11 protein-coding genes are annotated in these 12572 nt (G+C 43.5%); 2 read left to right on the top strand and 9 right to left on the bottom strand.

The window, feature by feature from the left end; genetic code table 11:
* Nucleotides 1-442: 442 nt before the first annotated feature.
* The 9 genes from OE749_RS05465 to OE749_RS05425 form a co-directional block, all read right to left on the bottom strand.
* Nucleotides 443-970, bottom strand: coding sequence for a gamma carbonic anhydrase family protein (locus OE749_RS05465; protein WP_263711340.1), 528 nt, complete (start codon nt 968-970; stop codon nt 443-445).
* Nucleotides 970-1830, bottom strand: a complete 861-nt coding sequence (locus tag OE749_RS05460; protein ID WP_263711339.1) for an acyl-CoA thioesterase domain-containing protein — start codon at nt 1828-1830, stop codon at nt 970-972. The genes OE749_RS05465 and OE749_RS05460 overlap by 1 nt, the downstream gene beginning before the upstream one ends.
* 27 nt (nt 1831-1857) lie before the next feature.
* A complete protein-coding gene (locus OE749_RS05455; protein ID WP_263711338.1) occupies nt 1858-3705 on the bottom strand; it encodes a protein kinase domain-containing protein in 1848 nt (615 codons plus the stop codon).
* Nucleotides 3705-4556 (bottom strand): 23S rRNA (adenine(2030)-N(6))-methyltransferase RlmJ, encoded by an 852-nt coding sequence (locus tag OE749_RS05450; protein WP_263711337.1) that lies wholly within the window; start codon nt 4554-4556, stop codon nt 3705-3707. The genes OE749_RS05455 and OE749_RS05450 overlap by 1 nt, the downstream gene beginning before the upstream one ends.
* A gap of 182 nt (nt 4557-4738) precedes the next feature.
* Nucleotides 4739-6361 carry a dihydrolipoyllysine-residue acetyltransferase gene (locus OE749_RS05445; RefSeq protein WP_263711336.1) on the bottom strand — a complete coding sequence of 541 codons (1623 nt, stop codon included), beginning with the start codon at nt 6359-6361 and terminating at the stop codon, nt 4739-4741.
* Nucleotides 6362-6372: 11 nt separating this feature from the next.
* Nucleotides 6373-7350 carry an alpha-ketoacid dehydrogenase subunit beta gene (locus tag OE749_RS05440; protein ID WP_263711335.1) on the bottom strand — a complete coding sequence of 326 codons (978 nt, stop codon included), beginning with the start codon at nt 7348-7350 and terminating at the stop codon, nt 6373-6375.
* Nucleotides 7343-8536 (bottom strand): thiamine pyrophosphate-dependent dehydrogenase E1 component subunit alpha, encoded by a 1194-nt coding sequence (locus tag OE749_RS05435; RefSeq protein ID WP_263711334.1) that lies wholly within the window; start codon nt 8534-8536, stop codon nt 7343-7345. Before OE749_RS05435 ends, OE749_RS05440 begins: the two co-directional genes overlap by 8 nt.
* 346 nt (nt 8537-8882) lie before the next feature.
* On the bottom strand, nt 8883-9677 hold the full coding sequence (locus OE749_RS05430; RefSeq protein WP_263711333.1) for a DUF2189 domain-containing protein: 795 nt from the start codon (nt 9675-9677) through the stop codon (nt 8883-8885).
* A gap of 246 nt (nt 9678-9923) precedes the next feature.
* Nucleotides 9924-10445 (bottom strand): hypothetical protein, encoded by a 522-nt coding sequence (locus OE749_RS05425; RefSeq protein WP_263711332.1) that lies wholly within the window; start codon nt 10443-10445, stop codon nt 9924-9926.
* Nucleotides 10446-10719: 274 nt separating this feature from the next.
* Between OE749_RS05425 and OE749_RS05420 the strand changes: the two genes are divergently transcribed.
* Nucleotides 10720-11937 (top strand): pyridoxal phosphate-dependent aminotransferase, encoded by a 1218-nt coding sequence (locus tag OE749_RS05420; RefSeq protein WP_263711331.1) that lies wholly within the window; start codon nt 10720-10722, stop codon nt 11935-11937.
* 22 nt (nt 11938-11959) lie between these two features.
* A complete protein-coding gene (gene yfbR, locus OE749_RS05415; RefSeq protein WP_263711330.1) occupies nt 11960-12565 on the top strand; it encodes a 5'-deoxynucleotidase in 606 nt (201 codons plus the stop codon).
* Nucleotides 12566-12572: the final 7 nt, after the last annotated feature.

Genomic DNA, 12572 nt, shown 5'->3' with positions numbered 1-12572 from the left:
AAAATGACATAGTAACGCTGCACACCTTACCGAAACAACATCGGAATATTCAGTATCATAGATATGAATGCTCATCCGCCCATTTTGTTATCTTCACACACATGTGCAAGACCTGTGCATATCCTGTTAAAACCATGTTCAAAAGCTTGTGCATAAGCAGAGGGTAAAATCACTTCAGAAGAATTATTTTTGTCGCTAAGCCAATGATTATTAACAACTATTCAAATTACGCACAAAAAGTGTTTATTATTTAATCATTCTTGTTCTACAATTACTTCTCCAGTGAATTTTAGTGCTGGAAACTTCTCCCAAGTGTTTAAGTTAGCGCACGGCTCAACCAATGAGCCATTCCCCTAAGCCCGGAACTAGCAATGGTTCCGGGCCTTTTTTTGTTAAGAAGTTATGGGGGGATTGGGATAATGAAACACGCCCTTTCGCATAACTAATTATCGGTCAAAACGTCAAGTGATTGCATAAATCGTTGTGCATTTTTTACGTAATGCTCGGACGACATTTCCAGCATTGATTTCTGTTTATCATCAAGATATTTGACGATTTTTCCTGGAGATCCCATTACCACAGCCCCGTCTGGGATCGTCATATTTTCAGTAATCAGACTATTTGCACCAATTAAACAATGTTTGCCAATTTTTGCACCGTTCAAAATCACAGCATTAATACCAATCAAGCTAAATTCATCAATGATACAGCCATGTAACACTGCCTTGTGACCCACTGTCACGCCTTGCTTGATCACCAACGGTACGCCTTCATCTGTATGCAGAACAGCGCCATCCTGAATATTCGTATTCTCATGAATTTCAATGGTATGGCAGTCTCCACGAATCACAACATTGAACCAAATACTCGCCCCTTTATGTACCACTACATCACCAATAATATGGCTACCCGGCGCAACAAAAACGCTCTCATCTATACTTGGCGCCTGTTCGCCCAATTGATAACGCATTATTTGTCCTCTACTTGTCGCATTAAACCTTCCTGCATGGTGGTTGCCACCAGCAATCCTTTCTGATTAAAGAACTGGCCACGTACTAAGCCGCGGGCACCACCACTGAACGGGCTGACCGTTTTATACAATAACCATTCATCAAATTTAATCGGATGATGAAACCACATCGCATGATCAATGGTCGCCATTCTCAAATTACGGTTACGTACTGAAATGCCGTGAGGTTGTAAGCTGGTTGCCAAAAAATGATAATCGGATGCGTATGCTAAAGCTGCTTGATTCAGATGAATATTGGCGAAACTCTCATTGGCCTTCATCCAAACGCAACGCTCTGGCTCACTAATTTCAGGCTTAAGAGGATCGCCCGCATTCACGCTACGAATATCCAATGGCCTATGATAACTCAGTGCTTCACGCATTCTTTCAGATAACTGATCTATACAGTCTTCATAAAACTTGATATCTGGCTTCACATCCTCTGGTTTTGGGACATCAGGCATATCTGCATATTGATGTGACAACCCTTCTTCAGGCAGTTGGAAAGACGCGGTCATGTAGAAAATGTTTTTGCCATTTTGAATGGCTTTAATTCTCCGCGTTGAGAATGTGCGACCATCTCTTACATTTTCTACATCGTAAACAACGGGTTTGTTAGCATCTCCTGGCAATAAGAAGTAGGAGTGAAATGAGTGACTAATTCTACCTTCCGGTATAGTGCGCTGCGCTGCGGCCAAGGCCTGCCCCATCACTTGCCCGCCAAACAAGGCGCGAAAGCCCAAATCCCAACTTTGCCCTCGGAACAATCCTTCCTCAAGTTTTTCCATCGACAATAAAGTGGATAAATTAATGTTCTGCATATTCTCTCTCGTGATATCTCGGGCTACTTATTGGGTTTTAATTTTAGGATTACGCGGATAGAACTTGTCTGGCAGGCGCGCAACATGTTCGAAAAAACGCGTATCTTTATAAGGCAACTTCATAAAACCAGAAATGCCCTGCCCATCAATAAGTGGGACTTTATTTACAATTTGACGTAATAGTGCTGAAAATGTCTCTTCTTTTGATTCATCTAACAGCGTGTAATAACTATGAATTTTTAAATGTGTTGGCAATGCTTCAAATATAATACATCCAGTGTGATGTATTTCATTTAATGCATGAATAAGGGAGATCATGCTGTCGGGCAACCGCAATAACTCATCTGGATCTTCTCCATCTTCAAAATAGGAATGGGTACGAATTTTATCTTCAACATGCCCTACTTGACTCACTTCATAAGGAATAAATTGGTGGGGTGCTGGCACAAATGGCTGGCTTATATCGTCGCGCTCAACGTGTAACGTTGCTCGTGCGTCGAACATACAACTTTTAAACACACCTACTCGATGTATTGCTCTTGCCAAAGTCACCACATTATTCACAGACATCTCAAACGATTGCTTCAACGCAGGGTTGTAAAGATTTAAACTGGAGTCAATATACACGCCCTCTGGCTGCCAACGCACGGCTAGCCCACCAACAACGGGAAATTTACCTAATCGACCTACAGCAGCGATAAAGGCTTTTTCTGTTTCACCCATACCCTGCATATAATTTTTGTAATATCGGTCAAACTGCGCATCATTGATGTAGCGTAAATCTTCTGTTGAATTATCTGCCTCAACCCGTAAAAAAGATTTTCGAGAGCTGTACACCACAGTATCTACATCTTTTGACGACGCTTTAGACGAGGCTTTAGTCCAGCATGGTATTAAAGCCTGATATTTAAATGGCGTATCATCGGCAAACACAATATTTTTCATATGCTTGATGTTTGCCATCAGATAATCCCCGCCTTTTCTTCGAATATCAGGATCATCACTTAACATGGCGCTAAGAGTTTGTGCGAACGCTTTGGGCAACCCTAATGCATTTGGGTGTATGACGTGCCTGCCAAATCGGCTGCTTTGCCCAGATGCCAGTGCATACAAGGTACTGGCCAACCCTTGTTCATCAAATCGTGGAGAAGAAAGGCCGCCATTGAGTTGTTCTTCACCGATAAAATAAACATCACCCAAACGCGCGTTTGTTTGATGCATATCGCCCGACATCAAGTCCATCACATTGTTGGCGATAAACTGGCCTTTTTCATCAAGCTGGGCAAACACAGATGAGCCCCAATCCACTACCCCGACACGCTCAGCAACTGAATCAAATACAATGTTTGAGGGTTTAATGTCACCATGAACAATAGGGCGCTCCGTTTCAGCTACCCGATTCTTTCTCAGTGCATGCAACACCTCACACAGTTGTACCGCAATTTTTACTACCAGCCTTGCCGGCATCGGACCATGTTTTAAAGAGTATTGCTCTAAATCCTCTCCAATAGCGCGTTCCATTACCAAAATAGCCTGCTTTCGAATTCGCTGAAACTCGAATAACTCAGGCACATAAGGATGGTCTACCTGGCTTAGCATAAAGGCTTCTTCTTCGAGTCTATCCTGTACATGCTGGGGTAGATTAATACGTGAAAACTTAAACACCAACTCACGGTCGTCTGGGGACTTTCCGGCAAAAGCAAAACCAAACGCCCCTTTTCCAATCAATGAAATATCTCGATATCCAAGTAGCGTAAGTTGCTCTTCACACAGACGAAACCAGTCTTTTAGCTTTTGTGCGTCTTTGTGGGAGAGCAAGTATATAGATTGCTCTTCCGGAATATAAAAGTGTTTGAGCCCCTGAGCCGCTGCCATTATTCCGGCGCTTTTAACCAGTTAATGCTAAAGTTCGCCCCGCTATCTGTAGCTAACAACGGCGTTAACTCTTCCAGTGCAGGGTATATATGCTCATCAAATTGCCAAGGAGCATTAATAATGACCATACCGGAACCAAACATGCCTGCATTCTCATGGTTTTCACATACGCTTAGTCGAATATCAAGCACACTTTTCACAGGTAACGAAGGCAGTTTCTCAACGAGAGCTTCGCTCATGCCGGCTTTTTCTTTAGCTCTAACAGACAACAGCGGATACCAAATCGCGTAGACGCCTGTCTGCCAGCGCGCAATGGCATCGCTTAACGCATCAAATAACGTGCCGTATTCACTGGCCTGCTCGTAAGGTGGATCAATTAACACCAGCCCACGTTTTGGGTTGGGCGGTGTTAACGCAACGACCCCTTCAAACCCATCTCGATGATGGATAGCCACGCGTTCATGGCGTTGAAGACGCTTTAAGTGATGAATTTCATCAGAATGTAATTCCATCAATATACCGCTGTCTTGCTCACGCAATTGCGATAAGGCTAATGCTGGAGAACCAGGATATTCATTTTGTTCGTAGAAAGGCGCAACCACCGACTTGTATCGGTTTAATGCTGGGCTATGGGTTGTCGCTGCCATAAGACGCGTTATGCCCGAATCAAATTCGCGGGTTTTGAGGGCTTGTTCACTATCAAAGGAATACAGCCCACGACCGCTATGTGTGTCTATATAAACATAGGGTTTAGCTTTTGTAGCGAGCTTATCAAGCAATAAAATCTGACAAAGATGTTTTAACACGTCGCCGTGATTTCCAGCATGAAAGCTGTGACGATAACTTAGCATGTGAGCGTTACTGAATAGCGTTTTTAGATAGTGTACCTAAATTCTTGTCAGCATTGAAAATGTATTATTTTGTAAAAATAAAAAGGGATAAATAAATTAGTAAAAATTAACGTTAACACGGTAGATTAGAGCAATGAAACATCGCCAGAGTCAGACGCTCTAGCGATGTTTACGTGTGTTGACTAGCGCATGTCTGCTAGCATTGACATTGGATTTTCCAAATAGGATTTCCAAAGGTTGTTAAAGCGTACCATTGTCGCGCCGTCTATAATGCGGTGATCGCCAGACCAACTGATTTGCATAATATTCACAGCTTTCACGTTGTCGTTTTCATCGAAACGAGGTAATCGCTGCATTTTACCAAGGGCAACAATCGCCGATTCTGGCTTATTGATCACGGGCGTGGCGACAGTGCCACCTAATACGCCGATGTTTGAAATACTGATAGTGCCACCTTTGATATCGTCAGCACCTAACTTACCGTCACGGGCTAAATCGATAAGACGATTGGCTTCTTTAGCCACATCAAACAAAGACAAATTTTGTACGCCTTTGATATTCGGCACAATCAAACCAATTTTTGAATCAACCGCCATGCCAATATTGTGGTCATCAAAGTAGGTAATTTCAGTGCAATCTTCATTTACCTGACTATTGATAATTGGGAAGGCTTTCAACGCCAGCGACATTGCCTTAATGAAAAATGGCATAAAACTTAATTTAACACCTTGCTTTTCAAAGTCGCCCTTAAGCATTTGTCGCGCAGCAATAAGATTGTCCATTTCAATCTCTTCACTTACGGTAAAGTGCGGAATGGTAAACACAGATTGTGTCATCTGTTTCGCCATTGCTGCCTTTATTCCGCGAATTGCTTCCGTTCGCGTACCGCCCGTCGAGACTGTTTGTACACTTGCTGTAGCCGTTGAGGAAACCTCTGTTGACGCATTAGATGCAGAAGACTGAGACGCAGCTGCAACATCGGCTTTCATCACGCGGCCTTTTTTGCCTGAACCTTTCACCTGATTAAGATCAACGCTTAATTCGCGCGCAAGCCTGCGCACTGCCGGGCTTGCCAATACACGTCCGTCAATCACTTTCGGTGGCTCATATTCCCCACCACGGTCGGTGGTGGATACCGCCTTGGTTGGTGTCGTTACCTCTGTCGTAGACGCCGGTGTAGCCTGAGATAGTACCGTCGGTTCTGCCTCTGACTGAACGGTTCTTTCGCTCCCTTCAACATGCATTGCAAAAAGAGGAGTATGCACTTTTGCGATATCACCTTGAGCATAATACAGCTTTGCGATCTGACCAGAATGTTTAGCAGGAATTTCCACCACCGCTTTATCGGTCATGACTTCTACTACCACTTGGTCTTCTGCTACTGTGTCACCTTCGGCTATCAACCATTTAACAATTTCACACTCAACAATGCCTTCACCAATATCAGGCAAAATAAAGTCCTCATTGCCAGAAACCGTCTGCTGAGGTGCAGGTGAAGTCGCGTCTGTCGTGTCAGTCGCTGCGGCTTGATCACCTGGTGATGAATCTTGTACTACCGAGGCGTTTTCACCTTCAACGTCCATTGCAAACAATGGTGAATGTACTTTCGCAATATCGCCTTGCTTGTAGTAAAGTTTTTTAACTTTACCAGAATGCATAGCAGGTATTTGAACTGTCGCTTTGTCGGTCATCACTTCGGCGACAGGCTGATCTTCAACAATCGTATCGCCCTCGGCAATTAACCACTCTAATAGCTCACACTCTACGATGCCCTCGCCTATATCAGGCAGAATAAAATCGGTCATACTATTCTTCCTTAGTAGCTTAACGTGCGCTTGATAGCTTCATAGGTTTTGAGGTGATCAGGCATGTATTCTTTTTCGTGCGCTAATGGGTACGGAACATCCATACCACACACACGCGAAATCGGCGATTCAAGATACAAGAAGCAACGCTCCTGAATAGTCGCGGCAATTTCACTGGCAAAACCACCTGTCAGTGGCGCTTCATGGTTAATCAACAGTCGCCCTGTTTTCATCACAGAATCTGCAACGGTATCGGCATCCCATGGTAAAATGCTGCGTAAATCAATGATTTCGCATGACACACCATCTTTTTCTGCCATCTCAGCGGCTTTTTCGATAATTTCTATTTGCGCACCCCATGCCAGTAACGTGATGTCGCTACCCTCTTTCAGAACTTCCGCCTTGCCAAGTGGCAATTCATAATCATCTTCTGGCACTTCGCCCACAGAAGCACGATATAAACGTTTTGGCTCCATAAACAACACGGGGTTGTCGTCTCTTATAGAGGCCAATAACAACCCTTTAGCTTGATAGGGATTGCGAGGAATCACAATTTTTAGGCCAGGCGTATGAGCAAAATACGCTTCAGGTGATTGCGAATGATAATGTCCACCAGCAATACCACCTCCGTATGGCGTACGGATTGTCAGTGTACCGCAAGAATATTGACCACCTGAACGATAACGGAATTTCGCTGTTTCATTCACAATTTGATCGAATGCGGGGAAGATGTAATCACCAAACTGAATTTCAGCGACGGGTACTGAACCTTGAGATGCCAGTCCGTTTGCAAAACCAATAATACCCTGTTCAGTAAGCGGTGTATTAAAGCATCGCGCCTTACCAAATTTTTCCTGCAAATTACTGGTTGCTCGGAAAACGCCGCCGAAATGACCGACATCTTCACCAAAAACCATCACTTTTTCGTTTTCAGTCATGGCTGTGACTAAGGCATTGTTGATCGCCTGTAACAAATTCATCTTAGCCATTGGTGAGTCTCCCTGATGTTTTCGGGTACGCCTGTGGGTACTTCTTAATGTGCGTTTTTAATTCTTCCAATTGCATTTTTAAATGCCACGGCGGTGTGTCATAAACGTCTTCGATGATTTCCTCAATGGGGCAAATCGGCACTTTTTCTACACGTTTTAATTCATCTAACACTTCTTGGCGCATATTATCTACGAAGGCCTTATCTTCGGCTTCGTCACGCCATCCCTTACTGGCCATCCAAGCCCCCATTCGCTCAATAGGATCTTTAGCTCGCCATTTGTCTTCTTCTTCACGAGAGCGATAGCCTGTTGGGTCATCTGACGTTGAATGGGCAGCTAAGCGATATGTCATCGCTTCAATCAGCACCGGGCAGTTTTCTGCCAGCGCAATTTCACGCGCTTCTTTGGTGGCAGCGTAGACCGCCATAATGTCGTTTCCGTCGACGCGAATGGTTTTAATACCATAACCGATGCCACGCGATGCAATGCCATCACCTGCAAATTGTTCATCAGCAGGCGTAGAAATTGCGTAGCCATTGTTTCGGCAGAAAAAGATAACGGGGCAATTTAGTACTGCGGCCATATTCAAGCCTGCGTGGAAATCCCCTTCAGATGCGGCGCCTTCACCAAAATAGCAGATGGTAACAGCCTCTTCGCCCGCCATTTTTTGGCCGTAAGCATAACCAGATGCCTGAGGAATTTGCGTGCCTAATGGCGATGAGATAGTCATGAAATTAAGTTCTTTAGCGCCATAATGAATCGGCATTTGACGGCCTTTATTCGGCTCTTTCTCGTTACTGAACATCTGGTTCATAAACTGCTCAGTAGTATAACCACGGTAAGCTAAAGCGCCCTGTTCACGGTATTGAGACATGATCAGGTCGTTGTCTGTCAATGCTGCAGCGCTGCCAACGGCCGCCGCTTCTTCACCTGTGCTGGCTAGATAAAAACTAATACGTCCTTGACGCTGCGCAGCAATCATTCGATCGTCAAGCACCCGAATATACTGCATGGTTTTATACATTTTTGTTGCGAGTTCTTGGCTGATATCTGGCACATTAGCATCGTCATGCGGAGTACCATCAGGCTGAAGAAGTTGCAGCATAGGGATATCGATTAAACCATTTTCGATGATATTGACTTCGTGGCTCAATCCGACGTTAGAGAGATGATTTCTATCTTTCATCTTTGTTCCTGCTTTTTCCCGTCGTTCCATCGTGTTCAAAGCCAAAAAGCACGTCAGTGCGTGCCATGGGATAACCACGTTGGATGTGATGTTATTAGGTTGTTAATACTAGTTCAGGCAAAAAAAAAGTGTGTTGCTGATTTCAGGCATTTACATGGCATTAGAGAGACAGCCATCCTAATTTGGCACAACAAAAAATGATATATATCATCATTTTTCAAAAATGCAGAGAAAATTGATTTTTGTGAAGGTTTGTTAACAAATGTACGTCTCATTAACGAGAAGGAATAAGGTGGATGGATAGGAAGCACCCTAACTGCGCTCCCTTCCATAATAATGTTTCTCTTTATTCGTAGGTTCTTTCGCGCTTAGTCTCTATTGTATCTATGTATGCATGCCACGTTGCATAACCCAGTAGCGGCATTAAAAACAGAAAACCAATAAAGCCAGTAATAAAACCGACAACAACGCTAAAGAAAATAATACATGCCCAAATAAACATAGGCACTTTATTCACCCACACGGCATTGACGCTAGTAAGCACCGCAGTACCCAAATCGACTTTTCGCTCCATCAATATAGGTTGTGTAAATGCACTGATAAAAAATACGATTGCGGTAAAAGCAGCACCCGCTATCGTGCCCAAGACTAAAAATGGCAGTAAGGCTTCAAAGTTATTTCCCATATAATCTGGATATAATGCGTGAATAAGAGAGGCGATGCGTAACCAGAAAATCATGAGTACCATTAACATGATCCCAAATCCCCACTCGTTTACCGCGTTGCGCTTAAGTGCTTTCACTGCGTGGCGTAATGTCGGTTTGTGCCCTTTTTCCATCTCCCAGCTAATGTCATAAAGCGCCGCAGCCAGAAACGGGCCAATCAACATAAAACACACGATTGAGGGCATAATCACCAGATGCCATCCAGTTTTGGCAACAAAATAGGTTATCAGCCACGGAATTGCCGTAAATATGGCACCGAAGAATAACGTCAGCATCGGCGCTTTCATTAAATCTCGTAATCCAAGAGACAACCACTTGATGGGATCTCCTACGTCAAGTTCTTTACAAGGTATAACACGGGCGATGCCGCTCTCTGTGATAGCATTATGAGGGGTTTCTTTGAAATGATGAGACATAGTGACTCCTATCGTTACCCGCTGCCGCATATAGTTTTAGCAAGCCTTCCTATTTGAGTATAAGTAAGGTTTACTCCAATGCCATTGAGATACAGCGTTTTATCAATGGCCTATAAAAATCACCAACTGTTAATATATTGTTAACACAGTATAATTTTTAATCAAGCACAAATTGTACGGGTATTTGTAAAAATAGGATTAGCTCATATCAAATTGATTGACGTTCGGTTTGCTTTCTAGCGTGGTCTATAACTTAGCAACATGCCAATGAATCGGTGTACTAAAATGCTGGCACATTCTGGTATTTAACTCGGTAAATCGTGTTAACCGTTCACGTTGGCCTGATAAACACTGCCAAACAAATCGGTGACAATTATTGTCTAGTACATGGTAACGAGAGTATTGAAAAAGTTGCTCAGAAGCTCTTTGAAACGCCTCAGGAGCAATTAATGGCTGATCAGCCTGATCGCAGGCAACGTAGATTTTTTCTCCACTGCGACCATGTAAAAAGCGCTCAGGCGACACGCCTCGAATAAGCCCATTGCCTTTAAGTTCGACAATATGGTCATCGCACCAAATGCCTGTATGATCAAAAACGCCAAAAATACCGCAGGTTACAACAGCACCATTAACAGGTTTCACAGGTAACTCACTTTCACCAGGATAATAGACAACCCGCCCTTTCGTGCGCTGATATGCTTTGGTCAGAGAATCTGACGCATACAATGAAGCTAACCCCAGCCCTAGCCATACTAACGGTGCAGGCATATACATCTCCTCACTCATCTACATTCAAGCCTTTCACTTGAATACTCTACTTTTGATACAAAAAGTATACATGGTAGAAATCGTATCTATGCGTTGAGCCTCGGATTTTCACTACCTGTATAACGCACAATCTGACGCAAAAGTGTACAACAAGTCCATATCTAGTCTGTTGTCAATTTGTAAAAATTTATTTTCCTGACGCAAGTATATTTTTCGCTTAACACACAGTCTGTGATGTATTAATCTGTCTGGCTTGCAGAAGGACAGGAAGCACATGAGAATATTCAATAAATCAGACAAATTACACGGCGTTTGTTACGACATTCGAGGCCCTATTTTAACTGAAGCGAAAAAAATGGAAGACGAAGGCCATCGTATTCTTAAGCTCAATATTGGCAACCCTGCCCCGTTTGGTTTTGCCGCCCCTGATGATATTCTCAAAGATGTAATTCATAACCTGCCTACGGCGCAGGGTTATACAGATGCAAGTGGCATCTATGCAGCACGAGTGGCGGTAATGCAGTATTACCAGCAGAAAAACGTCAACAACATCGCTATTGAAGACATCATTATCGGCAATGGCGTCAGTGAGCTGATCACAATGGCGATGCAAGCCATGCTTAACACGGGCGATGAAGTGCTTATCCCTTCGCCTGACTACCCTTTGTGGACTGCTGCGGTAAGCTTATCATCAGGAACACCGGTCCACTATCGCTGTGACGAAGCGTCAGACTGGTTCCCTGATATTGATGACATCAAGCAAAAGATCACGCCTAACACCAAGGCTATCGTACTCATCAACCCAAATAACCCAACTGGTGCGGTTTATAGCAAGGCACTTCTTGAGGAAATCATCGAGATTGCCAGGCAGCACCAATTAATTGTTTTAAGCGATGAAATCTACGATAAAATTTTATTTGATGGCGCACAGCATATCTCGACGGCCTCACTCGCTGATGATGTGTTTTGCATTACTCTAAGTGGTTTGTCAAAAAACTATCGCGTTGCTGGATTTCGCGCTGGCTGGCTGATGGTATCGGGAAACAAAGACGCAGCCAAAGGTTACATCGAAGGGCTTAATATGCTGGCATCTATGCGCATGTGTGCCAATGTGCCTTGTCAGCATGCAATACAAACGGCACTTGGCGGATATCAAAGTATCAATGACCTGATTGCAGACGATGGTCGATTAAAAATACAACGTGATATTGCCTACAAGGGCTTAAATGCCATCGACGGTATCAGCTGCGTGACACCCATGGGAGCCATGTATTGCTTCGCCAAAGTGGATGCTGAAAAGTTTAATATTACCGATGATCAGCAAATGATCTTAGATCTATTAAGACGAGAAAAAATATTATTAGTGCATGGTGGTGCATTCAATCTAAACGAAGGCTGTTATTTCAGGCTGGTGTTTCTCCCTCACAAAGATGAGCTGGAAGAAGCCCTAGAAAAAATGCAGCGTTTTTTCTCCCACTACAAGCAAAATTAGTTCAAAAGTACGACGTTTTAATATGAAAAAACAAAGCACATTTTTAGCTTGGATTATGCGCATGCCTCTGATTAAACGCTGGGCGCTGATGCACACAATGAAGCGAGAGAACATTGCTGAACATTCTCATCAAGTTGCGGTTATTGCGCATTTATTGGCCGTCGTCAGAAATACCTATTTCAACGGCAATATTAATGCCGATAAAGTCGCAACGGTGGCGCTGTATCACGAAATCTCTGAAACCAAGCTACAAGATATCAATCATGTTACTAAGTACCACAACCCAGAAATCACCCGAGAGTTCAAAAAGCTAGAGCAGATGGCAGAGATTGAATGCTTAAATTCTCTGCCCGAGGCCCTGCAAGAGACATTCTCCGAATTGTTGGTGCAAACAAATGTCGACGATGAATACAAACAATTGGTAAAAGCCGCAGACTTGATTTCTGCGTACTTAAAAGCGTGTGACGAGATTCGATTTGGTAATAACGAATTTTTACATGTAAAAGAACGGCTCGAAGCCATGTTAGCCAGTTATAAAACAAACATGCCTGAAGTAGCATATTTATTTAATACGTTTTACGATAACTGCTTTGTTAGCGTAGACAAGCTCTCTGAACAAGATAGTTAATGCTAGG

It is taken from the genome of Fluctibacter corallii (assembly GCF_025751585.1).
GTDB lineage: Bacteria > Pseudomonadota > Gammaproteobacteria > Enterobacterales > Alteromonadaceae > Fluctibacter_A > Fluctibacter_A corallii.
The sequence above is the reverse complement of the archived record's forward strand: the minus strand, read 5'-3'. Positions and strand labels throughout refer to the sequence as shown.

Excerpts from the sequence above, each read along its gene's own strand:
- yfbR (WP_263711330.1), top strand. The coding sequence starts at position 11,960 with ATGAAAAAACAAAGCACATTTTTAGCTTGGATTATGCGCATGCCTCTG.
- OE749_RS05460 (WP_263711339.1), bottom strand. The coding sequence starts at position 1,830 with ATGCAGAACATTAATTTATCCACTTTATTGTCGATGGAAAAACTTGAG.
- OE749_RS05440 (WP_263711335.1), bottom strand. The coding sequence starts at position 7,350 with ATGGCTAAGATGAATTTGTTACAGGCGATCAACAATGCCTTAGTCACA.
- OE749_RS05425 (WP_263711332.1), bottom strand. The coding sequence starts at position 10,445 with ATGCCTGCACCGTTAGTATGGCTAGGGCTGGGGTTAGCTTCATTGTAT.
- OE749_RS05445 (WP_263711336.1), bottom strand. The coding sequence starts at position 6,361 with ATGACCGATTTTATTCTGCCTGATATAGGCGAGGGCATCGTAGAGTGT.
- OE749_RS05455 (WP_263711338.1), bottom strand. The coding sequence starts at position 3,705 with ATGGCAGCGGCTCAGGGGCTCAAACACTTTTATATTCCGGAAGAGCAA.
- OE749_RS05450 (WP_263711337.1), bottom strand. The coding sequence starts at position 4,556 with ATGCTAAGTTATCGTCACAGCTTTCATGCTGGAAATCACGGCGACGTG.
- OE749_RS05420 (WP_263711331.1), top strand. The coding sequence starts at position 10,720 with ATGAGAATATTCAATAAATCAGACAAATTACACGGCGTTTGTTACGAC.
- OE749_RS05435 (WP_263711334.1), bottom strand. The coding sequence starts at position 8,536 with ATGAAAGATAGAAATCATCTCTCTAACGTCGGATTGAGCCACGAAGTC.
- OE749_RS05465 (WP_263711340.1), bottom strand. The coding sequence starts at position 970 with ATGCGTTATCAATTGGGCGAACAGGCGCCAAGTATAGATGAGAGCGTT.
- OE749_RS05430 (WP_263711333.1), bottom strand. The coding sequence starts at position 9,677 with ATGTCTCATCATTTCAAAGAAACCCCTCATAATGCTATCACAGAGAGC.